The organism is Roseateles aquatilis (genome assembly GCF_002205645.1).
GTDB lineage: Bacteria > Pseudomonadota > Gammaproteobacteria > Burkholderiales > Burkholderiaceae_C > Roseateles > Roseateles aquatilis.
The window spans coordinates 104,922-128,767 of record NZ_NIOF01000004.1; the positions used below are offsets into that span (position 1 = coordinate 104,922).

The 23,846-nt window shown below is 70.1% G+C and carries 22 protein-coding genes; 7 read left to right on the top strand and 15 right to left on the bottom strand.

What is annotated here, in order from left to right:
- Nucleotides 1-145: 145 nt before the first annotated feature.
- From CDN99_RS11025 to CDN99_RS11095, 15 genes are all read right to left on the bottom strand, one after another.
- On the bottom strand, nt 146-1,447 hold the full coding sequence (locus tag CDN99_RS11025; RefSeq protein ID WP_158218821.1) for an MgtC/SapB family protein: 1,302 nt from the start codon (nt 1,445-1,447) through the stop codon (nt 146-148).
- Nucleotides 1,448-1,675: 228 nt separating this feature from the next.
- Nucleotides 1,676-2,599 (bottom strand): ATP-binding cassette domain-containing protein, encoded by a 924-nt coding sequence (locus CDN99_RS11030; protein ID WP_088384914.1) that lies wholly within the window; start codon nt 2,597-2,599, stop codon nt 1,676-1,678.
- The gene (gene ssuC / locus CDN99_RS11035; RefSeq protein WP_088384915.1) at nt 2,599-3,393 is read right to left on the bottom strand and encodes an aliphatic sulfonate ABC transporter permease SsuC; all 795 of its coding nucleotides are present in this window, start codon (nt 3,391-3,393) and stop codon (nt 2,599-2,601) included. Before ssuC ends, CDN99_RS11030 begins: the two co-directional genes overlap by 1 nt.
- 1 nt (nt 3,394) lies before the next feature.
- Nucleotides 3,395-4,576 (bottom strand): FMNH2-dependent alkanesulfonate monooxygenase, encoded by a 1,182-nt coding sequence (gene ssuD / locus CDN99_RS11040; RefSeq protein WP_088384916.1) that lies wholly within the window; start codon nt 4,574-4,576, stop codon nt 3,395-3,397.
- Between the two features lie 76 nt (nt 4,577-4,652).
- Entirely contained in the window at nt 4,653-5,645 is a 993-nt protein-coding gene (locus CDN99_RS11045; protein WP_169727043.1) for a sulfonate ABC transporter substrate-binding protein, read from the bottom strand.
- A 130-nt stretch (nt 5,646-5,775) separates the two neighbouring features.
- Nucleotides 5,776-6,336 carry an NADPH-dependent FMN reductase gene (gene ssuE / locus CDN99_RS11050; RefSeq protein WP_088384918.1) on the bottom strand — a complete coding sequence of 187 codons (561 nt, stop codon included), beginning with the start codon at nt 6,334-6,336 and terminating at the stop codon, nt 5,776-5,778.
- Nucleotides 6,337-6,637: 301 nt separating this feature from the next.
- A complete protein-coding gene (locus CDN99_RS11055) occupies nt 6,638-7,393 on the bottom strand; it encodes an ABC transporter ATP-binding protein (protein WP_088385210.1) in 756 nt (251 codons plus the stop codon).
- A complete protein-coding gene (locus CDN99_RS11060) occupies nt 7,390-8,367 on the bottom strand; it encodes an ABC transporter permease (RefSeq protein WP_238139479.1) in 978 nt (325 codons plus the stop codon). The genes CDN99_RS11055 and CDN99_RS11060 overlap by 4 nt, the downstream gene beginning before the upstream one ends.
- A 7-nt stretch (nt 8,368-8,374) precedes the next feature.
- Nucleotides 8,375-9,451, bottom strand: coding sequence for an aliphatic sulfonate ABC transporter substrate-binding protein (locus CDN99_RS11065; RefSeq protein ID WP_088384919.1), 1,077 nt, complete (start codon nt 9,449-9,451; stop codon nt 8,375-8,377).
- Nucleotides 9,448-11,043, bottom strand: a complete 1,596-nt coding sequence (locus CDN99_RS11070) for an LLM class flavin-dependent oxidoreductase (RefSeq protein WP_088384920.1) — start codon at nt 11,041-11,043, stop codon at nt 9,448-9,450. Before CDN99_RS11070 ends, CDN99_RS11065 begins: the two co-directional genes overlap by 4 nt.
- Nucleotides 11,040-11,858 carry a MetQ/NlpA family ABC transporter substrate-binding protein gene (locus tag CDN99_RS11075; protein ID WP_088384921.1) on the bottom strand — a complete coding sequence of 273 codons (819 nt, stop codon included), beginning with the start codon at nt 11,856-11,858 and terminating at the stop codon, nt 11,040-11,042. The genes CDN99_RS11070 and CDN99_RS11075 overlap by 4 nt, the downstream gene beginning before the upstream one ends.
- 59 nt (nt 11,859-11,917) lie before the next feature.
- The gene (locus tag CDN99_RS11080) at nt 11,918-12,592 is read right to left on the bottom strand and encodes a methionine ABC transporter permease (RefSeq protein ID WP_088385211.1); all 675 of its coding nucleotides are present in this window, start codon (nt 12,590-12,592) and stop codon (nt 11,918-11,920) included.
- A gap of 28 nt (nt 12,593-12,620) precedes the next feature.
- Entirely contained in the window at nt 12,621-13,580 is a 960-nt protein-coding gene (locus CDN99_RS11085) for a methionine ABC transporter ATP-binding protein (RefSeq protein ID WP_088384922.1), read from the bottom strand.
- 73 nt (nt 13,581-13,653) lie between these two features.
- Nucleotides 13,654-14,913: an acyl-CoA dehydrogenase family protein gene (locus CDN99_RS11090; RefSeq protein ID WP_375134439.1), complete on the bottom strand. Its 1,260-nt coding sequence runs from the start codon at nt 14,911-14,913 to the stop codon at nt 13,654-13,656.
- Between the two features lie 128 nt (nt 14,914-15,041).
- On the bottom strand, nt 15,042-15,260 hold the full coding sequence (locus tag CDN99_RS11095) for a hypothetical protein (RefSeq protein ID WP_088384924.1): 219 nt from the start codon (nt 15,258-15,260) through the stop codon (nt 15,042-15,044).
- A 201-nt stretch (nt 15,261-15,461) separates the two neighbouring features.
- Here CDN99_RS11095 and CDN99_RS11100 point away from each other — a divergent pair, with 201 nt between their 5' ends.
- The 7 genes from CDN99_RS11100 to CDN99_RS11130 all read left to right on the top strand — a co-directional run bounded on the left by CDN99_RS11100 (nt 15,462) and on the right by CDN99_RS11130 (nt 23,788).
- Nucleotides 15,462-16,139 (top strand): response regulator transcription factor, encoded by a 678-nt coding sequence (locus CDN99_RS11100; RefSeq protein WP_088384925.1) that lies wholly within the window; start codon nt 15,462-15,464, stop codon nt 16,137-16,139.
- Nucleotides 16,140-16,191: 52 nt separating this feature from the next.
- Nucleotides 16,192-17,625, top strand: a complete 1,434-nt coding sequence (locus CDN99_RS11105) for a sensor histidine kinase (protein ID WP_088384926.1) — start codon at nt 16,192-16,194, stop codon at nt 17,623-17,625.
- Nucleotides 17,626-18,264: 639 nt separating this feature from the next.
- A complete protein-coding gene (locus tag CDN99_RS11110) occupies nt 18,265-19,452 on the top strand; it encodes a maltoporin (RefSeq protein ID WP_088384927.1) in 1,188 nt (395 codons plus the stop codon).
- A gap of 99 nt (nt 19,453-19,551) precedes the next feature.
- Nucleotides 19,552-20,805 carry an ABC transporter substrate-binding protein gene (locus CDN99_RS11115; protein ID WP_088384928.1) on the top strand — a complete coding sequence of 418 codons (1,254 nt, stop codon included), beginning with the start codon at nt 19,552-19,554 and terminating at the stop codon, nt 20,803-20,805.
- Nucleotides 20,806-20,900: 95 nt separating this feature from the next.
- Nucleotides 20,901-21,779, top strand: a complete 879-nt coding sequence (locus tag CDN99_RS11120; protein WP_088384929.1) for a carbohydrate ABC transporter permease — start codon at nt 20,901-20,903, stop codon at nt 21,777-21,779.
- A 10-nt stretch (nt 21,780-21,789) separates the two neighbouring features.
- The gene (locus CDN99_RS11125) at nt 21,790-22,671 is read left to right on the top strand and encodes a carbohydrate ABC transporter permease (RefSeq protein WP_088384930.1); all 882 of its coding nucleotides are present in this window, start codon (nt 21,790-21,792) and stop codon (nt 22,669-22,671) included.
- A gap of 46 nt (nt 22,672-22,717) precedes the next feature.
- Nucleotides 22,718-23,788 carry an ABC transporter ATP-binding protein gene (locus tag CDN99_RS11130; RefSeq protein ID WP_088384931.1) on the top strand — a complete coding sequence of 357 codons (1,071 nt, stop codon included), beginning with the start codon at nt 22,718-22,720 and terminating at the stop codon, nt 23,786-23,788.
- Nucleotides 23,789-23,846 lie beyond the last annotated feature (58 nt).

Sequence of the window (23,846 nt, forward strand, 5' to 3'; positions counted from 1 at the left end):
GCCGGTGGCGGCGCTCGATGCTGATCCTCCCTGGCGCCGGTTCGTCCGGCTCGTTCTTATCGGCGGCGCCGTGGGCGCCTGCCGGGGTTGGACGATACGGCGAACGTCACGCGTGGGCAATAGGGGACGCGGTCGCCGGGCCGGCTCAGCCGCCCGGCGGCAGCAGACGGATCACCAGCGGCGCGACCAGCTCGCGCACCATGATGCCGAGCCCGCCGAACGCCGCGATCGCGATCATCGCCAGCGCCAGCCGCGCGATCAGCTTGGGGTGACCGGTGCGGACGATGAAGGACAGGCTGAACGCCAGGCTGGTCAACGACGCCAGCACCGCGCCGTTGGCCGCGACGTCGAAACCGATCGCGCCTTGCGCGGCCATGCTGGCCGCGGCGGCCACGGCGCTGGCGCTCGACAGCAGGCCGCCGACGATGGTGACGAGGTAGAAGCCGGACTCGCCGAACTCCCGCTGCATCAACCGGCCCACCACGTGCAGCGCCAGGAACAGCAGCCCGTAGCGCAACGCCACGGGCAGCGAGAACGGCAGCTCCAGCTTGATGTCGGACACGTCGTCCGCCGCGATGCCGCGCCGGTGCAGCAGGCTCAGCAGGACGAAACCCGCCGCCCCCGCCACCATCAGCAGGAAGGCCGCGGCGGCGTTGACGAAGGCCAGCGGCGTCAGTATCAGCAGCAGCACCCCGTTGCGCATCACCATCGCGGCCACCGCCACCAGCACGGCCCGATAGGCGCCCTCGGCGAAACGGCCCTGCGTCTCGCGCACCCGCGTGGCCATCTCCACGACGGTGAAGTTGCTGTTGACCAGCCCGCCGAAGAAGGCCGACAGCTCGGAGCCCTTGCTGCCGTACAGCTTCCACAGGATGTAATTCACGAAGCCGATGCTGGCGATAAGAATCACCGTGACCCACGCGGCGCGCGGCTCGATCAGGTGCCAGGGACCGACCGCGCCGGTGGGCAACGCCGGATAGATGACGATGGCCAGGATGGCGAGCAGCAGTGCGGAACGCACCTCGCCCTCCGACAGTCCCATCGACAGACCCGACAGCCGCTCCTTCCACGCCAGCAGCGCCGTCGTGCTGACCATCACCGCCGCCGGCGTCACCGTGTGGCCCAGGCCGCACAGGATGCCCGCCATGCAGGTCACCAGCATCGCCGCGGAGGTCGTCAGCTCCGGCCCGACGCCCGCGCGCAGCGTGTGCACGTTGAGCGGGACGGCCAGGCCCGCGGCCAGCAGCAGGCTCAGCAGCGCGTAGTTCTCGCCCAGCGAGCCGCCCAGCGCGCCCAGCAACGCGATGAAGCCGAAGGTCCGCAGCCCCGCTTCCTTGCCGCGCCGCTCGCGCTCCAGCCCGAGCAGCAGCCCCAGGGACAGCGCCAGCGCGAGGCGGACGAGGATCTCAAGATAAGGCCATTCCGCGTTCGGAAGCGGGGTCACCATCGATGTCATCGATTCAGGGTAACGCAAGGCAGGGGCGAGGCTCAAGCCCATGCCCGGCATCGCCGCGCCACTTGCGCCACCTGCACCGACGGAGCCCACGGTGCCATCCCGGCGACGTCGGCGCGGCGGTCTGGGTGGAAGTCCGCCTCGAACGCAGGCGCCGGTCCGACCATCGCTCAGATCGACCGTTCAGATCAACCGCTCGACCCGATCGTTCGACCCGATCGCTCAGACCGCCCAGCGCAGCATCGGCGCCGGCACCGCCAGCGGCACGCGCGGGGTCGGGTCATGCGTCTCCTGTCCCGGCGTCTTCAGCACGCGGTCGAGCAACTGCTGCTCCAGTGCCGCGAAGGCGGCATCGCGGCGTCGCGGCCGCGGCAGATCGATGCGCAGGTCCAGTGCCAGCCGCCCGTCCTCGATCAGCAGCACGCGGTCAGCCAGCGCGACGGCTTCCGCCACGTCATGCGTGACCAGCAACGCGGTGAACCGATGGCGCGCCCACAACGTCTCGATCAGGCGCTGCATGTCGATGCGCGTCAGTGCGTCCAGCGCGCCGAGCGGCTCGTCCAGCAGCAGCAGCCGCGGCGCGTGCACCAACGCCCGCGCCAGCGCGACCCGCTGCCGCTGCCCGCCGGACAGGCGCGCCGGCCACTCCAGCGCGCGATCCGCCAGGCCCACCTGCGCCAGCGCCTCCAGCGCCTGGTCCCGCGCCTGCGGCCCGTCCAGGCCGAGCGCGACGTTGTCCAGCACCCGCGCCCACGGCAGCAGCCGCGCGTCCTGGAACATGAAGCGCAGGTCGGCTGCGTCGCCCGCCTCCAGCCGGCCCGCGCTCGGCGCGTCCAGCCCGGCCAGCAAGCGCAGCAGCGTGCTCTTGCCGCAGCCGCTGCGGCCGATCACCGCGACGAACTCGCCGGCACCGACCCGCAGGTCGATGCCATGCAGCACCTGGCGCTCCCCGAAGGACTTGGACAGCCCGTCCAGGCGCACGGCCTGTCCACCCGGCCCTGTCGGCACGGCCTCCCGCAGCACGGCGGACGCGGCACGGCGGGCGGGCGACGGCACGGCGGGTCGCAAGGGTCGGGAGGCCTGCGACTCCCGCGAGTTCTGCGAATCCTGCCATTCGCCCAGGACGTCGATCTCGGTCACGCTCATCATGTCTGGTACCCCGGATGCCAGCGCAGCCAGGCGCGCTCCAGCGCCTGCGCCGCGACGTCGGCCAGCTTGCCCAGCAGCGCATAGATGAGGATGCCCACCAGCACCACATCCGTCTGCAGGAACTCCCGCGCGTTCATCGTCATGTAGCCGATGCCGCTCTGCGCGGAGATGGTCTCCGCCACGATCAGCAACACCCACATCAGTCCGAGCGAAAAGCGCAGTCCCACCAGGATGGACGCCGTCGCCCCCGGCAGGATCACGCGCCGGTACAGCGCCCAACCGTTCAGCCCGTAGGACCGCGCCATCTCGATCAGGTCGCGGTCCACGCCGCGGATGCCGTGGAAGGTGTTGAGGTAGACCGGGAAGAACACGCCCAGCGCGACCAGGAACAGCTTGGCCGTCTCGTCGATGCCGAACCACAGGATCACCAGCGGGATCAGCGCCAGCGGCGGGATGTTGCGCAGCATCTGCAGCGTCGTGTCCAGCGCCGTCTCGGCCCAGCGCTGCGAGCCGGTCAGTAGCCCCAACAGCAGGCCGAGCCCACCGCCCACGGCGAAGCCCAGGAAGGCCCGGCCGGTGCTGACGGCCAGATGCCGCCAGAGCTCGCCCGAGACCGCCAGGTTCCACGCCGCCTGCGCCACCGCGGTGGGTGCCGGCAACACGCGGGTCGACAGCCAGCCGGCCTGCGCGCTCAATTGCCAGATCGCCAGCACCAGCGTGGGCACCACCCACGGCAGCAGCGCCGCGACGGAACCCGGCAGGCGCCTCGAAGAATGGCTCGCGCCGCTCATCTCAGCTCGCGGCGGCCAGCTTGGCCGGCCCCGGCACATAGTTGTTGGCGACGATCTCTCCGAACGGCCCGGTCAGCCTGGGCGAGCTCAGCTTCTCGCGCACGTCCAGCGGCAGCAGCGGGAAGACGAGCTCGGCGAAGCGGTAGGCCTCTTCCAGATGCGGGTAGCCGCTGAGCACGAAATACTCCAGACCCAGCTCGGCATACGCCTTGATGCGGTCCGCGACCTGCTGCGGATCGCCCACCAGCGCCGTGCCGGCGCCGCCGCGCACCAGGCCCACGCCCGCCCACAGGTTGGGCGAGATCTCCAGCCCCGCGCGGATGTCCCGCTTGTCGAAACGGCCGCCGTGCAGCTCCGCCATGCGCCGTTGCCCGACCGAGTCCATGGACGCGAACTTGGCCTGCGCCGCGGCGACGACGTCCTCGTCCAGGTGCCGCACCAGATCGCCGGCGGCGGCCCAGGCCTCTTCCTCGGTCTCGCGCACGATGACGTGCAGGCGGATGCCGTATTCGAGCTTGCGGCCGCGGGTCTCGGCCAGGGCGCGCACTGCGCCGATCTTCCCGGCGACGGCCTCCGGCGGCTCGCCCCAGGTCAGGTAGGTGTCCACCTGCTCGGCGGCCAGCGCCAGCGCCGGGTCCGAGGACCCACCGAAGAACACCGGCGGATAGGGCCGGCTCACCGGCGGATAGAGCAGCTTGCCGCCCTTCACGCGCAGTTGCTCGCCGTCGAAGTCGATGGCCTCGCCGTCGTGGCTGGCGGACAGCACGTCGCGCCAGACCCGCAGGAACTCCTCCGACAGCGCATACCGCTCCGCGTGCGGGAGGAACAGCCCGTCCCCGGCCAGCTCGTCGGGGTCGCCGCCGGTCACCAGGTTGACCAGCAGCCGCCCGCCGGAGAGCCGGTCCAGCGTCGCCGCCATGCGCGCCGACTGCACCGGCTGCACCAGCCCGGGCCGCAACGCGACGAGGAACTTCAGCCGGCGCGTGGCCTCGATCAGGCTGGCCGCCACGATCCAGCTGTCCTCGCAACTGCGGCCCGTGGGCAGCAGCACGCCCTCGTAGCCGAGGCTGTCCGCGGCGATCGCGACTTGCCGGTAATAGTCGAAGTCGGCCACGCGCGCGCCCTTGGAGGTGCCGAGGTAACGCGAGTCGCCATGGGTGGGGATGAACCAGAGGATCTTCATGGGGAGGCTTGTCTGACGGAGGAAGCGGGGCGGGCTCGGCGCGGCCCGAAGGCGGCGCCGGGACTTCAGGAAGCGATCACCTGGCCGCGGTGCGGACCGACTTGGGCAGCGCGTCGGCGATGCGGATCGGCTTGGGGATCAGCTTGAGCTCGTGGAAGGCGTCGGCGATCTTTTGCTGCTCGGCGGCGATCGCCGGCGTGATGGGCTGGATGCCGTAGGAGAAACGACCGGCCGCCAGCTCGGTGGTGGCCAGGTCCAGGCCGATCTGCGGCGCCAGCAGCGTCGCGACGGCCTTGGTGTTGCCCTCGGACCAGCGGTCCAGTCGCGCCAGTTCATCGACGATCGCCTGCACGACCTGCGGATGTTTGTCCGCGTAGGCGCGCGCGGCCAGATAGAACTGGTGATTCGCGACCACGCCCTTGCCGTCGGCCAGGACGCGCACACCGAGTTGCCGCTCGGCCGCGGCCAGGAACGGATCCCAGATCACCCACGCGTCGACCGCGCCGCGCTCGAAGGCGGCGCGCGCGTCCGCCGGCGGCAGGTAGACGACCTGAATGTCGCCGTACTTCAGGCCCTGCTTCTCCAGCAGCTTGACCAGCAGGTAGTGGACGTTGGAGCCCTTGTTGAGCGCGACCTTCTTGCCCTTCAGGTCGGCGAGCGTGCGGATGGTCGAGTCCTTGGGCACGACCAGCGCCTCGGCGGCAGGCGCGGGCGGCTGGTTGGCGACGTAGACGAAATCGGCGCCGGCCGCCTGCGCGAAGATCGGCGGCGCCTCGCCGACGGTGCCGAAGTCGATGGAGCCGACGTTCAGGCCTTCGAGCAACTGCGGCCCGGCGGGAAACTCGTTCCACTTCACGGTCACGCCCAGCGGCGCGAGGCGCTTCTCCAGATCGCCCTTGGCCTTGAGCACGGTCAGGGTGCCGTATTTCTGGAAGCCGATGCGGATCTCCGTCGGCGCGGCGGGCGTCTGTGCCCGTGCCGCGCCGATCAGGCCGCACGCGCCGGAGAGGAACGTCAGCGCGGCGGCGGCGATGGCCAGGGAATGGCGGCGTTGGAGTCGGAAGTTCACGGTCGGCGATCCTTCGAAGGTGACGCGCGCGGGTGCGGGCGGCGGGTTGCTGTCGGGTTGATGTTGGGTTGAATTCGGGCTGAACTCGGGCGGGGCCGGGATTGAAGCCGGGGCGGGATTCGCGCGGACCTCAGAGGACCAGCGCGGGACGCACGGCCGGCTCGGGACGCGGCACGCGCTCCAGCACTTGCGACGCGCCGGTGGACAAGCGCCGGGCGATGTCCTCGCCGATGCGGTACTCACCGTCCGCGTCCTTGGCGATCTGCGCGTCAGCGGCATAGACACCGTCGACATGGGCGCGTACGCCCAGCGCCGAGAGCACCGGAAGCAGGCCGTAGTCCAGCGCCAGCAAATGCGCGAGGCTGCCACCCGTGGCCAGCGTCCACACGGTCTTTCCCGTCAGGCCGTCCTGCGGCAGCAAGTCCAGGAAGACCTTCAACAAGCCGCTGTACGCGGCCTTGTAGATCGGCGTCGACAGCACGATCACACGCGCCTGGGCCACCGCGGCAAGCGCCTCCTTCAGCACGGGATCCTCGAAGTCCGCGTGCAGCAAGGGCTGCGCCGGCAAGTCGCGCAACCGCAGCGTGCGCGCCGGCAGGCCATGGTGGTGAAGACGCTCGGCGGCGGCGCCCAGCAAGGCCCCGGAACGGGACCGCTGGCTGGGACTGGCGGCGATCAGGAGGACGGACATGGCGACGTTTGAGGGGAAGCAGGAATCGCCCCATTCTGCGAAGCGCCCCTTCCGTGCCGAACGAAGAACTTCGCCGTTGCTTAGGTGGTTTATGGCTATCGACGTCGGTCACCGAGCACCATCGACGAGCGCATCACCTAGCACGACCGGCGAGCGCAATCACCGAGCACGGTCAGCGGAACCCGGGGCCGCCTGCCCTCCTAAGTCCCAAAGTCGGTCAGGCGGCCCCGGGTCCCGCCGCCCTGGTCACCATCGAGGTTCGATCAAGACCTTCGTTGCATCGTCGCCGTCGTCGCAATCTCTATTGCTGCCGTTCGAGTTCGCGCAGCACCTCGCCTCGCAGGTCCGCCACGGCGGCGCTGCCTCGTCCTCTCGGGTGCACCAGCGGCACGTCGATGCGTCGCACCACACGCCCCGGCGCGGCGCCGAGCACCAGCACGCGGTCCGAGAGCAGCACCGCTTCCTCGACGTCGTGCGTCACCAGCAGCAGGCTGGTGTGGTGCGCCCGCGCGACCTCGCGCACCAGGTCCTGCAGGCGCATGCGCGTGAAGGCGTCGAGCGCGGAGAACGGCTCGTCCAGCAACAGCACGCGCGGCTTCGTGTACAGCGCCCGCGCGATCGCGGCGCGTTGCGCCTGGCCGCCCGACAGCTGGCGCGGCAAGGCGTCACCGAGGCCGCGCAGGCCGACTTCGTCGAGCAGCGTCTCGACCCATCGCTCGTCGTGTCCCTGCCCGAGGTCGAAGCCGACGTTCTCGGCCACGGTCAGCCAGGGAAACAGTCGCGGCTCCTGGAAGACGACGCCGATGTCGCGGTCCGGTCCATGTCGAGTGCGCCCGTCGAGCCGCACCTCGCCGTCGAAGTCAGGATCCAGCCCGGCCACGATGCGCAGCAGCGTGCTCTTGCCGCAGCCGCTCGCGCCGACCAGGCCGAGCACTTCGCCCACCGCCAGTTGGAAGCGGACGTCCGACAGCACCGGCGCCGCACCCTCGCGCGCCTCGCCGCCCTGCCCTTCGCCGCCGAAGCGCTTGGTCCTCACGCTTACGTCCAGCAAGCTCATGTCGCGCCCCCGAAGCTGTCGCGCCATCTCAGCGCGCGTCGTTCCACCGCCGCCATCGCACCGTCGCTGAGCTTGCCCAGCACCGCCAGCAACACAATGGCCGCCATCACGAGGTCGGCCCGTCCCGTTTCCCTGCCGTCGGTGAGCAGGTAACCGAGCCCTCGGCTCGCGGCGATCAGCTCCGCCGCGACCATGAACATCCACGCCAGGCTCAAGCCGTTGCGCAAGCCCGTCAGCACCGAGGGCAACGCGGCGGGCAACAACACGCGCCGTGCCAGCGCGACGCGGCCCAGGCCGCGCAGGCGGGCGACCTCGACCAACTTGCGATCCACGTCCCGGAAGCCCGCCGAGACCCCCATGTAGACCGGAAAGAACGCGCCGATCGCGATCAGCGCGACCTTGGACGCCTCGTCGATCCCCAGCCACAGCAGCAGCAACGGCACCCACGCCAGCGACGGGATGGCCCGCAGCGCCTGGAAGCTGGGCGTCAACAGCGCCGCGGCGAAGCCGGACAGCCCCACCAGCGCGCCCAGCAGCACCGCGAGCGCGGCGCCCAGCGCAAAACCCGCCGCCACCCGCAAGGTGCTCGCCACGATGTGCTGCGCCAGCACGCCGTCGCGCACCATCTGCGTGAGCGCCTCCGCGACGTCACTCGGCGCCGGCAGCAGATTCGGCGCGATCCAGCCCAGCCGCACCGCGGCCTCGGCCAGCGCGAGCGTCGCGACCGGGAGCGCCGCGCCCAACAGCCATGTCGGCAGGCGCCACGGTGCGCTCGCGGCCGCGCGCCGCGCGCCGTGCCGGAAGGGCGAAGCCGCGACGTCGACGTCGACGCCGGGCGCCGAGGCGCAGTCGCAGCGCGCCGCCGCGATACCGGACGCCGGCTTCGGCACTGCGCCGCCCTTCGGCATCCACGGGTCTCGCGGCACCCGGGTCGAGGCGATCGCGCGCGCGATCAGATCGTGATTCGCGGTCATGGTGGCATCAGGCCTTCACCAGCCCCGCCGCGAAGCGTGTGTCAACCAGCTCCGCGATCGCGCGGTTCAGGTCCACGCCGGGCCTGACCAACTGCTCGGCGGTCAGGATGGGCGCGGCCGCCTGCAGCGCCTTGACGTGCTCGTCGGACGGCCGGGGCTGGGAAAAATCGGTGCGCAGCTTGACCTGCAGCAAGGCCACCGGCAGGCTGACCTTGGCCTCCTCGGACAGGATCTTCGCGGCGTCCGACGGATGGGCGATCGTCCATTGGCGCGCCCGCTCATAGGCCAGGATCACGCGTTGCACCTCGCGGGGATGGCGCGCCAGGAAGTCCTCTCGCACGTTGAGGAAGCCGTAGGTGTTGAAGCCGACGTTGCGGTACAGCAGCCGCGATCCGGCGTCGAGCTCGCTTGCCGCCATCAGCGGATCCAGCCCGGCCCAGGCGTCGACGCGGCCCTGCTCCAGCGCCGCGCGGCCGTCGGCGTGCTGCAGGCCGACATGCTCGATGTCGGCGCGCTTGAGCCCGGCCGTGTGCAACGCGCGCAGCAGGAAGAGGTAGGGATCGGTGCCCTTGGTCGCGGCGACCTTCTTGCCCTTCAGGTCCGCCAGCGAGCGGATGCCGGAGTCCCCGCGCACGACCAGCGCCGTCCACTCGGGCCGCGAGAAGATGTAGGGCGCGCGGATCGGATTGCCGTTCGCGCGCGCCAGCAGCGCCGCCAGCCCGGCGGTGGAGCCGATGTCGATGCTGCCCGCGTTCAGGTATTCGAGCGCGCGATTGCTGCCGGCGCTGAGCACCCAGCGCACGCCGATGCCGTCCTTGGCCAGGTCCTCCTCCAGCCAGCCGAAGCGGCGCAGCACCAGACTGGTCGGCGAGTAATACGCGTAGTCCAGGCGCACCTCCTTCGGCGCGTCCTTCGATGTCTGCGCGTTGGCCGCGCCGACCAGGCCCGTCCATCCGGCGGCCACGCCGGCACCGAGGATCAGCGCGTCGCGGCGGCTGGGCCGTGCGGACGTCGTCGCATGCGCCGCATGCACCGCGCTCGGCGAGCTCGTCCTGCGGGTCGATTCGTTCTTCTGGTCGGTCATGCAACGGGCTCCGTCAACGGGATGGATAGGGAAAACAAGGTGGGAGAGGAAGGCGACGCCGACGCCGGATCGGGATCGAGCAGAACCGCGGTCTCGACGGCAGTCGAGGCCGCGGCCCCGCCAGCGACGGTGGACAACGCCGCGACCGTGACGACCTCGGCCCCGCCGTCGGGCGTGCTCAGCGTGACCCGTCGTCCGGCGTGCGTGGCCTTGAGCCCGTCGCCTTCGCCGAACAGTCGATGGCGCAAGGTCCGCGGCCCGTCGTCGGCGGTCGCTGCCTCGCGATAGCGCCCACGCCGACGCAGTTCCGGCACGACGAGATCAACGACGTCGCGGAAGGTTTCGTGCGCCAGCGCGTAGGTCAGGTTGAAGCCGTCCAGCCCGGTCGCGTCCAGCCACGCGATCAACTGATCGGCGATCTCCGCCGGATCGCCGATGAACACGGGACCGCGCCCGCCCAGACCGATGAAGGCCGCCGCCTCGCCGACCGTCCAGCGCCGCGTCGGATCGGCGCTGCTGAACGAGGCCAGCGCGCTGCGGCCGGCCTGCGTGTCGAGGTAGTCGATGGTGGCGTCCAGCGGATGGCGGCTGAAGTCGACGCCGGTCCACCCCGACAGCAAGGTCAGCGCGGCGTCGATGTCGACATGCCGCTTCAGGTCCTCGTGCTTGGCCAGCGCCTCCTCGCGCGTGGGCGCGGTGACGATCAGCGCCTGACCGTAGATCAGTACGTCGTCGGGCGATCGGCCCGCCTCGCGCGCCGCGCCGCGCAGCCCGTCCACGTAGCCCTTCACCACGGCGACGCTGGGCCCGCTGACGAAGATGCATTCGGCGTGGCGGCCCGCGAAGGCCCGGCCGCGGCTGGACGTACCGGCCTGGAACAGCACCGGGGTGCGCTGCGGCGAGGGCTCGCACAGGTGCGGGCCCGGCACGCGGTAGTGCTCGCCCTGATGACGGATCGGATGGACCTTGGCCGGGTCGGTGAAAACGCCCGCGGACTTGTCGCGCCGCACCGCGCCGTCCTCCCAGCTCAGCTCCCAGAGCTTGTAGACGACGTCGAGGTACTCGTCGGCGAGGTCGTAACGCTCGTCATGCGCGAGCTGCGCCGGCTGGCCGAGGTTGCGCGCGGCGCTGTCGAGGTAGCCGGTGACGATGTTCCAGCCGATCCGCCCCCGCGTCAGGTGGTCGAGCGTCGACATCCTCCGCGCGAAGCTGTATGGCTGCTCGTAGGTCAGCGCGCACGTCACGCCGAAGCCCAGGTGCCGCGTCACCGACGCCATCAGCGGCACCAGCACCAGCGGGTCGTTCAACGGCACCTGGATCGCATGGCGCAACGCCGCGTCCGGAGAGCCGCCGTGCACGTCGTACACGCCCAGCACGTCGGCCAGGAAGACGCTGTCGAAGCCGCCGCGCTCCAGCAGCCGGGCCAGGTCCAGCCAGTAGTCGGGATCGGTGTAGCGGTGCGACTGGTCGCGCTCATGGGTCCACAGGCCGGGCGACTGATGCCCGACCGTGTTCATCGCGAAGGCGTTGAAGCGAACGATCTTGGCCGGCGCGATCGGGGCCGGCGTCGTCGCCTGGATCGGTGCGCTCATTGCAGGAACGCCGGCCGCGCGTAGCCCGGGAAGTTGCGCTCCAGCACGGTCTTGAACTCCGGCGCGTGGAAGGCGTCGGCGATCGCACGGGCCCAGGGCTGGTTCCTGTCCTTGCCCTTCACCGCGACGACCAGCATGTAGTGATCGGGCGTCTTCTCCAGCAGCAGCGCGTCGCTGAGCTTGAGCCCGCTGGAGATCGCGAAGTTGCCGTTGACGATGGCGTACTCCGCGTCGTCGAGCGTGCGCGGGATCTGCGCCGCCTCGATGGGTTGCAGCTTGAGCTTGAGCGGATTGCTGGCGATGTCCTTCTCCGTGACGCGGATCGGATCGGCGCCCGGCCTCAGCGTCAACAGCTTCTGGTCGGCCAGTAGCGCCAGGCCGTGCGCCAGGTTGGCCGGATCGTTGGCCAGCGTGATGCGGTCGCCAGGCCGGACGTCGGCCAGGCTCTTGCGCTTCTTGGAGTAGATGCCGAACGGCGCCATCGGTCCCTGCACGATGTCGACGATGTCCAGCCCGCGGTCCTCGCGGAAGCGGTTGAGATAGATGATGTGCTGGAAGAAGTTGGCGTCCAGCGCGCCCTGCGCCAGCGCGACGTTGGGCTGCACGTAGTCGTTGAACTCGACCAGCTTGACCTTGTAGCCCTGCTTCTCCAGCAACGGCTTGATGCCCTGGCGCAGCACCTCGATGTTGGAGCCGGCGGTGGCGCCCAGCGTCAGCTCCTTTTTGTCCTGCGCCCGCGCGGCCGGGGCGAGAACGGTGGACAGCGCGCTGACGGCGAGCGCGAGGGTCATCAAGCCGCGGCGGGCGAGGATCATGGGGCGGTTCCTTGGGTCGTTGAAACGATGAGGGAAACGGCAGGCTGCTGCGCCAGCCGTCATCGCTTGTCCAGCCGCCGCGCGAGGCGATGGCCGACAAACTGGATGAGCTGCACCAGCGCGATGAGGATCGCGACGGTCAGCACCATCACGTCGGTCTGGAAGCGGTAATAGCCGTAGCGGATCGCGAGGTCGCCGATACCGCCGCCCCCGACCACGCCGGCCACCGCCGAGTAGGACAGGAAGCTGATGGCCAGCACCGTCAGCGCCCCCACCAGGCCGGCCCGCGCCTCGCGCACCAACACGCGCCAGACGATCTGCGTCTCGGAGGCCCCCATCGCCTGAGCCGCCTCGATGACGCCGCGCGGCACCTCGCGCAGGCACTGCTCGACCAGGCGCGCGAAATACGGGATCGCCGCGAACGACAGCGGCACCGCGGCGGCCAGCGGCCCGATCGAGGTGCCCGCGATCACACGCGTCAGCGGCACCAACGCCACCAGCAGGATGATGAACGGGAAGCTGCGCACGGTGTTCACCGTCCAGTTCAGCAACCGATGCGCGAGCGCCGCGCCACGCCGGCCCGACAGCGATTGGCCCGGGCTCAGAAGGAACAACACCACGCCCAGCGGGCCGCCGAGCAACACCGCCGCGCCCAACCCGATCGCCAGCATCAGCGCGGTCTGGCCGAGCGCGATCCAGAGCTCGGGCAGCAGGGCGACGAAGGTCTGGGGCAGCCAGGTGGCGAGCCACGCCTCGATGGATTCAGGCACGCAGCGCCTCCAGGGATGAAACGAGCGGGGCCGACGGCGCGGCAAGGCTTGGGGTCGAGGTCGAGGTCGAGGTCGAGGTCGAGGTCGAGGTCGATGTCGCGGTCGGTGCGGGACTCAAGATCGAGGTCGGGCTGGAGACGGCATGCGACGTGGCGGCATGCGATGGCACCTGGTCGGCGATCGCCGCCTGACGCTGCAGCCGGACCAGCTCCAGCGCCAGCGGCGACGCGGCCTGCCGCGCGGCATTGGCGACGTCGAACTGCTCGACCAGCCGGCCGTCCGCGATCACCGCGGCGCGACGGCACAGCGCGTGCACGACCTCCAGCTCATGGGTGACGATGACCAGCGTCACGCCCAGCCGCGCGTTGACGTCGGCCAGCGTGGCGAGCAGCTCGCGCGTGGTCTCGGCGTCGAGCGCCGAGGTCGGCTCGTCGCACAGCAGCACGTCGGGACGCGGCGCCAACGCGCGGGCGATGGCCACGCGCTGCTTCTGCCCGCCGCTGAGCTGCGCCGGATAGCTGTCGGCCTTATCGGCCAGGCCGACCAGCGCCAGGCACTCGGCGACGCGGTCCGCCACCTGGGCGCGCGAATGGCCGGCGTGGAGTCGCAACGGGAAAGCGACGTTCTCCGCCGCCGTCGCGTTCTGCAGCAGGTTGAACTGCTGGAAGATCATCCCGATCCGCTGACGCGCCAGGCGCAGGTCCTTGGCGGGCAGCGTCGTCAGCTCGCGCCCCGCCACCCGCACCAGGCCCGCGTCGGGACGCTCGAGCAGGTTGATCAGGCGCAGCAGCGTGGACTTGCCGGCGCCGCTGCGGCCGATCAGGCCGAGGATCTCGCCCGGTCGCACGCTCAGGCTGACGTCGCGCACCGCGTCGAAGCGGCGCCCGTCCGGCAGCGCGAAGGATTTGGACACACCGTCCAGACGGATCAGCGGGTCGACGACGGCGGTCATGGGGAGGCCTCGCGTTCGATGGTTTTCTATCGGTCGGGTGAGCGGTGCGTCCGGCCTTCCGGCGCCCGGTCGATCAGGAGTACGCCGTCGGATCGGGAATGCGGCCGTCGAGGTGGAAGCGGCCGATGTCGCGCAGCTTGTAGTCGACAGGGTCGTGCAGCGTGTGGACCCGCGCGTTGCGCCAGAAGCGGTCGAGCCCGAACTCGGCCGAGGTGCTGCGCGCGCCGGTCAATTCGAAGAGCTGGCTGCTCACCTCGACGCTGGCGCGATGCGCCAGCACCTTCGCCTCGGCGCTGGCGACGGCCACTTCACCGCGCTCGCGCGCCGTGACCGCCTCGCCGCGATCGAGCGCCTGACGCAGCCGCTCGACCGCGTCGGCGGCCACCGATTGCGCCGCGCGCACCTTGAGCCACAGGTCGCCGTAGCGGTGTTGGATCAGCGGATCGTCGACCGCCCGCCCCACGCCGGACGCGGACCAGGCCCGCGCGCGCGTCGCCGTGTAGCGGCGCGCCTCGTCGAAGGCGCCCTCGGCGAGGCCCAGGTACAGGTGGGTCATGATCAGTTGCGCGATCTGGGAGCGCAGCGTCGCGCGCGGCGTCGGGCCCTGCCCCGGCACCTGCAGCAGTTCCTCGTCGTCCAGCCGCACGGCGTCGAAACGCACGGTGCCGCTGTCGGTCTGGCGCTGGCCGAAGGCGTCCCAGTCCTGCTCGACCCGCACGCCATCGCGGCGCGTCGGCACGATGCCGATCAGGAAGCCGCCCTCGTCGGTCGCCGCCGACAGCGTCAGCCGGTCCGAGCCCAGCGCGCCCGAGCAGAAGCTCTTCACGCCGTCCAGCCGCCAGCCGCCGCCGTCGCGCACGGCGGTCAGGCGCGTGTCGGCGGGATTGAGCGCGTTGCCCCAGAACAGGCGCTGCTCGGCGGTCTCGCGCAGGTGCCGCGCGCCGTGCTGCGTCGCGGCGGGGCCGCCGTACAGCGATACGCCGTAGAGCTGCAGATGGTGGAAGCCCAGCACATGCGCGAGCGCGCTGTCGACTCGGGCCAGACGGCGCACGACCTGGAAGAACGCCGCCACGCCGCCACCCAATCCGCCCAGCGCGGCCGGCACGGTCAGGGCCAGCAGGCCGCTGGCGCGGATCAGCTCGCGCTGCTCCGCCGCATGGCCGCCCTCGCGGTCGCGCCGCACGGCGGTGGCGGCCAGTTGCTCGACCAGGCCGTCCAGCACGGGACCGATCGCGCGGGCCAGATCCAGCTCGACATCACGGTACGGCGCGGCGGAGCGATCGGTCGTCGCACCGGACGCGGGGACGGACACAGGATCGACGGGACGATTCAGGAGACTGCTGGTCATCGGCGGGCGGAAATCAGGGCGCCACGGGGCGCGATGCCGCCGAGTGTTCCTGTCCGCGCTCGCGGATCGAAGCGAGAAATTCGTCTGTGCTTATGCGGCCCCCGCGCGGTGGATCAGGTCCGTTCCTTGATCCAGGTCGACGCGTTCGTCGCGGCTTGCGCGTTGCTCTGGATGCCCACGCGCTGGGACAGGGCTCGCAAGTTGGCGGCGCATTGCTCGATGTGCGCCTTGTCGGGGTGCCAGGGGCCGGCGCAATCGCCGCCGCTGTTCAGGTTGGCGCTCTTCGTATAAACGACGCGCCAGAGCGTTTGCTTGAGGGTCGTGGCATCCATGCCTCTTCTCCTTCAAGAGCGCGCCTCGCGGGTCGCGGCGCGACTGGGTGACGTGAAGTATCCCCAACCCCCAGCCGCGCCGGCAAGCGGGCATCGCCGGCACGGCCTGTAGGCGATCGCCCGACATCGGGGCGCCGGGGCGATCGCCGCCCCGGGCTTGCCCCATGGAAGGGCACGGCGCCGGCTGTTAATCTGCCGTTCATGAACCTACTGCTCGCCGAAGACGATGCCATCCTGGCCGACGCCCTGTGCGAACAGATGCGCGCCATCGGCTTCACCGTGGAGCATGCGCCCAACGGCGCGGTCGCGCAGTACCTGCTCGCCAAGCAGGCCTTCGACGTGGTCGTGCTGGACCTGGGCCTGCCGATGGTGGGCGGGCTCGAAGTGCTGCGCCAACTGCGGCAGACCGACGAGTCCCTGCCGGTGCTGATCCTCACCGCGCTGGACAGCCTGGAAGACCGCGTCGCCGGGCTCAACGCCGGGGCCGACGACTACCTGACCAAGCCCTTCGACTTCCCCGAGCTCGAAGCCAGACTGCGTGCCCTGCTGCGCCGCAGCCGCGCGCTCAAGGCCAGCACCGAGCTGGGCCAGCTCAGCATGCAGCGCGAGACGCGCAGCGCGCAGGTGCGGGGCGAGATGCTGGAGCTGAGCCCGCGCGAGTTCGACCTGCTCGATCTGCTGCTCACGCACCAGGGCCGCGTCATCACGAAGGAGCAGATCAACCAGGCCTGGTCGGGCGACCGCGGCGCCGACACCCTGGCCGCCAACAACGCCGTCGAGGTCTACATCCACCGCCTGCGCCGCAAGCTCGAAGGCGCGCAGGTGGCGATCCGCACGGTGCGCGGCCTGGGCTACCTGCTCGAGCTGGAGCGGACCTGACGTCACGCCGCCCTCGCCGGCCCACCTCCGCCCTTCCCCCTTTCACCGTGCCATGAGTCCGCAGCGGTTCTCGCTCAAACGCCAACTGCTGCTGTGGCTGCTGCTGCCGCAACTCGTGCTGTGGCTGGCCGGGGCGGCCTTCAGCTATCGCCTGGCCGGGCGCTACGCCAACGAGGCGGTCGACGCGACGCTGCTGCAGGCCACGCGCTCGCTGGCGCGGCAGGTCAAGCCGATGGGCAACGGCCTGCTGATCGACTTCCCGCGCGCGGCGCAGGACGTGCTGGAGGCCGACCCCAGCGACAAGCTGCTCTACACCGTCAGCTCGCCGCCGGGCAAGTTCATCCTCGGCAATCGCAACCTGCCCAGCCCGCCGGCGATGCCCGCCAGCCCGCCGCTGGGCGAGGCGCAGTTCTACGACGGCGAGCTCGACGGCCAGGACGGCGACGGCCAGCCGGCGTCGCCGGTGCGCGTGGCCGCGCTGTACCTGCAATTCGGCGAGAACCCGAAGGCGCAACAGACGATGCTGGTGCAGGTCGCGCGCTCCAGCGCCAATCGCGAGCTGCTCGCGCGCCGGCTGCTGATCGACACGATGCTGCCGCTGTCGGCGCTGATCGTGCTCATGAGCATGATCGTGTGGGCGGGCGTGGGCGCCGGCCTGGCGCCGATCGCGCGGCTGCGCGGGCTGGTCGAGGGCCGCAAGCCCAACGACCTGCGGCCGATCGAGCTCGACGCCGCGCCGCAGGAGCTGCGCTCGCTGGCGCAGGCGATCAACGATCTGCTGGAGGCGGTGCGCCACAACGTGCAGGGCCAGCGCCGCTTCATCAGCGACGCGGCCCACCAGCTGCGCACGCCGCTGGCGGGGCTCAAGAGCCAGAGCGAGCTCGCGCTGGCCGAGGCCCCGCCCGGTCCGCTGACGATGCGGCTGGCGCGCGTGCATGAGAGCGCGACGCGCAGCGCCCACCTCGTCAACCAGTTGCTGGCGCTGGCACGCACCGAGCCCGAATCGCTGACGCGCCAGACGCCGGAGCACCTCGACCTGGGCCGACTGGCGCGCGAGGTCACCGCCGAGCTGGTGCCGCGCGCGCTGCAGCACAACGTGGACCTCGGCTACGACGGTCCCGACTGCGAGGAGCCCGAGCACGCGCCCGTCCAGGTGATCGGCATCCCGCTATTGCTGCGCGAGGCGCTGGTCAACCTGGTGGACAACGCCCTGCGGTACGCGGGCCGCGGCGCCAGCGTCACCGTGCAGGTCCGCGCCGTGGGCGGCCGAGCCGAGCTGGTCGTCACCGACAACGGCCCGGGCATTCCGAGCGACCTGAGGGAGCAGGTCTTCGAGCGCTTCTTCCGCGGCACCCACGAGGGCAATGGCTGCGGACTGGGCCTGGCGATCGTCAAGGAGATCGTCGAGCGTCACGGCGGCCGCATCGCGCTGTCCGGCGTCGCACCGCACGGCCTGCGCGTGGCGATCGATCTGCCACTGCCCTGACGGACGAGTCCCCAAACCCCTCTCGCCCCTCCCACCCACGCGTCATTCGGTGCATCGGATCGGAGCGACCGGGGAGCCCTTTTCGCAAGTCAAAGAAGGTGAATTCGACTGCCGGGAGGCAGTTGGAGAGGAGGGACATGGAGAAAAGGGCTCCCCGGTCGCTCCGATCACGCTCGGTCCAATCCCGACGACGCCCGATCCCGAGCCATTCAGACGCCATCCGCCCTGCCCTGACGGACGAGTCCCCAAACCCCTCTTGGTCCTCCCACCCACACGTCACTCGGTGCATCGGATCGGAGCGACCGGGGAGCCCTTTTCGTAAGTCAAGGAAGGTGAATTCGACTGCCGGTAGGCAGTTGAAGAGGAGGGACATGGAGAAAAGGGCGCCCCGGTCGCTCCGATCACGCTCGGTCCAATCCCGGACGACGCCCGATCCCGAGGCATTCGCACGCCATCCGCCCCCAAAGGGATCACACGCGAGCATTTGCGCGAACACCGCGCACCACGCCATCCTGGTAAGCACCAATATAGTTTTATTAACAGAAAATTAAAGTTCAGTCCGCATGCAAGAAAGATAAACGTCCGCTTAACGATCGCACGCCCGGAGCAGCGTTCGGCGGACCACAACGGAGACTGAACATGACCCGCACCCCGCACGCACGTGCAACGCTTTCCATGGCCGCCGGCCTGCTGCTGGCCGCCGGCTCCGCCCAGGCGGTGGATTTCACCGGCTACTTCCGCGCCGGCCCGGGCGGCACCACCGACGGCGGCGTCAGCCGAGCCTGCTACGCCCTGAACGGCGGCACGGGCGGCATGAAGTACCGGCTCGGCAACGAGTGCGACATCTACGGCGAGTTCCAGCTCGCGCAGGGCTTCAAGAAGGACGGCATCGACTACAGGGTGGTGCTGATGACCGACTACTGGAACCCGCATTCCGACGCGGACGACGCCAAGCACCTGCGCCTGGCGCAGATGTACGCCGAGGCCAAGGGCTTCGACTTCGCGCCCGAGGCCACCGTCTGGGCCGGCAAGGAACGCGGCCGCCGCGGCGACGTGCACATCGTCGACACCTACTTCACCGAGATGGCCGGCATCGGAGCCGGCATCAAGGGCCTGGGCATCGGCCCGGGCAAGCTGGGCGTCGCGTACTACACCAACGACAAGGACAACAACCAGCGCCCCGCCCATCGCGGCAACGTCGAGTATGTCGACATGCCGACCAACGAGAACGGCGCGCTGAACATCTTCGCCACCGCGACCAAGTCGCAGTTCGCGGGAGGCACCAACGGCTGGGGCCTGGCGTTCAAGCATGTGCAGGGCAAGCTGTTCGGCACCTCGCTGAACAACGTGCTGTGGGTGCAATACGCGCAGGGCTCGACCGGGCTGAACTCCAACTTCGGCGACCAGACCGCGACCTCCGCGGCCAAGAAGGTCCGCATCGTCGAGTCGGTCAACTTCCAGCAAGGCGCCTGGGGCGGCATGGGCATGCTGCTGTGGGCCAACGAGAAGGACAACGCCGGCAAGGCCACGGTGTCCACCTCGGTCGGCGGTCGCGTGTCCTATGCGGTGACCCGCAACTTCAAGCTGCTCACCGAGGCCGGCGTCTCGCAATACAAGCCAGACGGCGGCGAACGCGCACGCCTGACCAAGGTGACCTTCGCGCCGACGCTGTCCACCGGCCCGGCGCTGATGGACCGACCCGAGTTCCGGCTTTACGTCACCCATGCCAAGTGGAACCGGGCCGCCGGCAACGTCACGGGCGAGCCCGGCTACGACGGACAGACCTCCGGCACCAGTTTCGGCGCGCAGGTCGAGGTCTGGTTCTGACGCGTTGAGACGGTTTGCCAGGGGCGGCTCCCGTCCCCGCTCATACGACATCCCATGACAACATTCACGTCAGCTTCCTGACGACACGGAGACAACGGAATGAACAAGCTCAAGCAACTCTCCCAGGCGACGGCGCTGTGCGCGCTGATGGCGGCCGGCGCGGCCCGCGCCGGCGAGGTCGAGGTCCTGCACTGGTGGACCAGCGGCGGCGAGGCCAAGGCCGCCACCGCGCTGAAGGCCACGCTGCAGAAGCAGGGTCACACCTGGAAGGACTTCGCCGTGGCCGGCGGCGGCGGGGACTCGGCGATGACGGTGCTGAAGTCGCGCGTGGTGTCGGGCAACGCCCCGGCGGCGGCGCAGATCAAGGGGCCGTCGCTGCAGGAATGGGCCCGCGAGGGCGTGCTGACCAACGTCGACGCGGTCGCCGCCGCGGGCAAGTGGGACGAGGTCATCCCGCCCGTGGTCGCCAACATCATGAAGTACCAGGGCCATTACATCGCCGCCCCGGTCAACGTGCACCGCGTCAACTGGTTGTGGGCCAACCCCGAGGCGCTGAAGAAGGCCGGCGCCAAGCTGCCCACCACCTGGGACGAGTTCTTCGTCACCGCCGAGGCATTGAAGAAGGCCGGCATCGTTCCGGTCGCCCACGGCGGCCAGAACTGGCAGGACTTCACCGTCTTCGAATCGGTCGCGCTGGGCGTCGGCGGCGTGGACTTCTACAAGAAGGCGCTGGTGCAGCTGGACCCCGCCACGCTGACCGGTCCGCAGATGGAGAAGGTCCTGGCCACCTTCAAGCGCATCAAGGACTACACCGACAAGAACGCCCCGGGCCGCGACTGGAACCTGGCCACCGCGATGGTGATCAAGGGCGAGGCCGGCATGCAGCTAATGGGCGACTGGGCCAAGGGCGAATTCATCGCCGCCGGCAAGGCGCCGGGCAAGGACTTCATCTGCGCCGCCGCCCCCGGCACGCAGAAGGCCTTCACCTTCAACATCGACTCGTTCGCGCTGTTCCAGCTGAAGAACGCGGCCAACCAGAAGGCCCAGCAGGACCTTGCCACGGCCATCATGTCGCCGGAGTTCCAGGAGCTGTTCAACCTGAACAAGGGCTCGATCCCCGTGCGCACCGGCATGAAGATGGACAAGTTCGACGACTGCGCCAAACAGTCGGCCGCGGACTTCGCCGCCGACGCCAAGGCCGGCACGCTGGTGCCGTCGATCGCCCACGGCATGGCCGTGCCGGCGGCGGCCGAGGGCGCGATGAAGGACGTCGTCAGCCAGTTCTGGAACAGCGACAAGATGACCGCCAAGGACGCACAGGCCAAGCTGGCCTCCGCCGCACGGACGAAGTAAAGCCGTCGGAGCGGACGCCGTCGGGCGCCCGCTCCGCATCCGCCTCGCCTCCCCCTTCCGCACGCCCCGCGCGTGCCCGCCGCAGGCCCGCTCGCATGTCCGCTTCCCGAGCTCCGCGCAGTCCCTGGCTTCCCAAGCTGGTGGTCGCGCCGACCTTCCTGATCTCGTTTCTCTTCATCTACGGCCTGATGGCCTGGAACGGCTACCTGTCGCTGTCCGCGTCACGGCTGCTGCCCAACTACAGCTTCGTCGGCCTGGGCCAGTACCGCGCCCTGTTCGACAACGAGCGCTGGTGGCTCGCGCTGACCAACCTGGGCCTGTTCGGCGCGCTGTTCATCGGCGGCGCGATGGCCGTGGGCCTGCTGCTGGCGATCCTGCTGGACCAGAAGATCCGCGGCGAAGGCCTGCTGCGCACGATCTACCTGTACCCGATGGCGCTGTCCTTCATCGTCACCGGCACGGCCTGGAAGTGGATCCTCAATCCGGGCCTGGGCATCGAGCACCTGATGCGCCAGTGGGGCTTCGAGCACTTCAGCTTCGACTGGCTGGTCGATCCCGACATGGCGATCTACTGCGTCGTCATCGCCGGCGTGTGGCAGTCGTCGGGGTTCGTGATGGCGCTGTTCCTGGCGGGGCTGCGCGGCATCGACGACTCGATCATCAAGGCCGCGCAGGTCGACGGCGCGTCGCTGCCGCGCATCTACTGGCGCATCGTCATCCCGACGCTGCGGCCGGTGTTCTTCTCGACGCTGATGGTCGTGTCGCACCTGGCGATCAAGAGCTTCGACCTGGTGATGGCGCTGACCGCGGGCGGTCCCGGCTACGCGACCGACCTGCCGGCGACCTTCATGTACACGATGGCGTTCTCGCGCGGGCAGATCGGCCTGGGCGCCGCCAGCGCCACGATGATGCTGGCCACCATCGCGGCCATCGTCGTGCCCTACCTCTATTCCGAGCTCCGCTCGAAGCCGTGAGCGCCGCGCCATGACCCCTTCCCCCACCTCGCCGCCCGCGCGCGGCTTCAGCGCGCAGCGTGCGATCCTGCTGCTGGCGCTGCTGCTGTTCGCGGCCTTCTTCCTGGGGCCGCTGTACGTGATGGTCAGCACCTCGCTCAAGAGCATGGACGAGGTCCGCAACGGCACCTTGCTGTCGCTGCCGCTGAGCCCGTCCTTCGCCGCCTGGTCCAAGGCCTGGAGCAGCGCCTGCACCGGTACCGACTGCGGCGGCCTGCGACCGTTCTTCATGAACTCGGTGCTGATGGTGGTGCCCGCCGTGCTCGTGTCGACGGCGCTGGGCGCGCTCAACGGCTACGTGCTGACGAAGTGGCGCTTCCGCGGCAGCGAGCTGCTGTTCGCGCTGCTGCTGTTCGGCGTCTTCATGCCCATGCAGGTGGTGCTGCTGCCGATGAGCCAGGTGCTGGGCACGCTGGGCATCGCGAGCTCGGTCTGGGGCCTGATCCTGGTGCACGTGCTGGCAGGCCTGCCGTCGACGACGCTGTTCTTCCGCAACTACTACGCCGGCCTGCCCGACGAGCTGATCAAGGCCGCGACGCTGGACGGCGCGTCGTTCTGGCAGATCTTCCTGCGCATCGTGGTGCCGCTGTCCACGCCGATCCTGGTGGTGACGCTGATCTGGCAGTTCACCGCGATCTGGAACGACTTCCTGTACGGCGTCGTCTTCTCCGGCGCGGACAGCAAGCCGATCACGGTCGGCCTGAACAACCTGGCCAACACCTCGAGCTCGGTCAAGGAATACAACGTCGACATGGCCGCGGCGCTGATCGCGGCGGCGCCGACGCTGATCGTCTACATCGTGGCCGGCAAGTACTTCGTGCGCGGCCTGACCGCCGGGGCCGTCAAGGGCTGATCGCGGCCAGATCCGGGGCCGGGCAAGAGACAAGGAGATTCACATCATGGGCGCACTCGCCATTTCACAGGTCCGCAAGAGCTACGGCGCGGCGGACATCCTCAAGGGCATCGACCTCTCGATCGAGGCCGGCGAGTTCCTGATCCTGGTCGGCCCGTCGGGCTGCGGCAAGTCGACGCTGCTGGCGATGATCGCCGGCCTGGAGCATCCGACCTCGGGCTCCATCCACATCGGCGACCGCGACGTCACCTACCTGCCGAGCAAGGACCGCGACATCGCGATGGTGTTCCAGAGCTACGCGCTGTATCCCAACATGAACGTCGCGCAGAACATCGCCTTCGGGCTGGAGATGCGCAAGGTACCCAAGGCGCGGCGCGAGGAGATCCTGCAGCGCGTCGCGAAGATGCTGCAGATCGGCCACCTGCTGGACCGCAAGCCCGGCCAACTGTCCGGTGGCCAGCGGCAACGCGTGGCGATGGGGCGGGCGCTGGCGCGGGACCCGAAGCTGTTCCTGTTCGACGAGCCGCTGTCCAACCTCGACGCCAAGCTGCGCATCGAGATGCGCGCCGAGATCAAGTTGCTGCACCAGCGCACGAAGACCACCACCGTCTACGTCACCCACGACCAGGTCGAGGCGATGACGCTGGGCGACCGCATCGCGGTGATGCGCGACGGGCTGGTCCAGCAGTTCGGCACGCCCGAGGAGATCTACACCCGCCCGGCCAACCGTTTCGTGGCCGAGTTCATCGGCTCGCCGACGATGAACTTCGTCACCGCCGCGCGCCAGGGCGACGCGCTGTCGGCGCAAGGCGTGCCGCTGCCGCTGAACGCGGCGCAGCTGTCGTCGATGAACGCGGCCGCGCAGGGCGACGGCGCGCTGCTCTACGGCCTGCGGCCCGAGCACATCCGGCTGGCCGACGACGGCGTGCCGGGCAAGCTGACCATGATCGAGCCCACCGGGCCGGAAACCTATCTGCTGGTCGACACGCCGATGGGGCCGATCACGTCGCGCGTGGCCGGCAATCCGCACCTGCGCGTCGGCGACGCGGTGCGCCTGCGATGGGAGGCCGAGTCCGCCCATCTGTTCGACGCCGGCCACGAGCGCCGCCTGGCCTGATCGGCCGACCACTCGGTCCGGCCACCGGTCGAGCCGGTGCTCGGGCGCTCGATCGACC

Coding starts and splice junctions, on each gene's coding strand:
- CDN99_RS11055 (WP_088385210.1), bottom strand. CDS start 7,393: ATGAGCTTGCTGGACGTAAGCGTGAGGACCAAGCGCTTCGGCGGCGAA.
- ssuE (WP_088384918.1), bottom strand. CDS start 6,336: ATGTCCGTCCTCCTGATCGCCGCCAGTCCCAGCCAGCGGTCCCGTTCC.
- ssuC (WP_088384915.1), bottom strand. CDS start 3,393: ATGAGCGGCGCGAGCCATTCTTCGAGGCGCCTGCCGGGTTCCGTCGCG.
- CDN99_RS11105 (WP_088384926.1), top strand. CDS start 16,192: ATGAGTCCGCAGCGGTTCTCGCTCAAACGCCAACTGCTGCTGTGGCTG.
- CDN99_RS11095 (WP_088384924.1), bottom strand. CDS start 15,260: ATGGATGCCACGACCCTCAAGCAAACGCTCTGGCGCGTCGTTTATACG.
- CDN99_RS11065 (WP_088384919.1), bottom strand. CDS start 9,451: ATGACCGACCAGAAGAACGAATCGACCCGCAGGACGAGCTCGCCGAGC.
- CDN99_RS11100 (WP_088384925.1), top strand. CDS start 15,462: ATGAACCTACTGCTCGCCGAAGACGATGCCATCCTGGCCGACGCCCTG.
- CDN99_RS11060 (WP_238139479.1), bottom strand. CDS start 8,367: ATGACCGCGAATCACGATCTGATCGCGCGCGCGATCGCCTCGACCCGG.
- ssuD (WP_088384916.1), bottom strand. CDS start 4,576: ATGAAGATCCTCTGGTTCATCCCCACCCATGGCGACTCGCGTTACCTC.
- CDN99_RS11115 (WP_088384928.1), top strand. CDS start 19,552: ATGAACAAGCTCAAGCAACTCTCCCAGGCGACGGCGCTGTGCGCGCTG.
- CDN99_RS11110 (WP_088384927.1), top strand. CDS start 18,265: ATGACCCGCACCCCGCACGCACGTGCAACGCTTTCCATGGCCGCCGGC.
- CDN99_RS11120 (WP_088384929.1), top strand. CDS start 20,901: ATGTCCGCTTCCCGAGCTCCGCGCAGTCCCTGGCTTCCCAAGCTGGTG.
- CDN99_RS11030 (WP_088384914.1), bottom strand. CDS start 2,599: ATGAGCGTGACCGAGATCGACGTCCTGGGCGAATGGCAGGATTCGCAG.
- CDN99_RS11075 (WP_088384921.1), bottom strand. CDS start 11,858: ATGATCCTCGCCCGCCGCGGCTTGATGACCCTCGCGCTCGCCGTCAGC.
- CDN99_RS11070 (WP_088384920.1), bottom strand. CDS start 11,043: ATGAGCGCACCGATCCAGGCGACGACGCCGGCCCCGATCGCGCCGGCC.
- CDN99_RS11130 (WP_088384931.1), top strand. CDS start 22,718: ATGGGCGCACTCGCCATTTCACAGGTCCGCAAGAGCTACGGCGCGGCG.
- CDN99_RS11085 (WP_088384922.1), bottom strand. CDS start 13,580: ATGACCGCCGTCGTCGACCCGCTGATCCGTCTGGACGGTGTGTCCAAA.
- CDN99_RS11025 (WP_158218821.1), bottom strand. CDS start 1,447: ATGGTGACCCCGCTTCCGAACGCGGAATGGCCTTATCTTGAGATCCTC.
- CDN99_RS11125 (WP_088384930.1), top strand. CDS start 21,790: ATGACCCCTTCCCCCACCTCGCCGCCCGCGCGCGGCTTCAGCGCGCAG.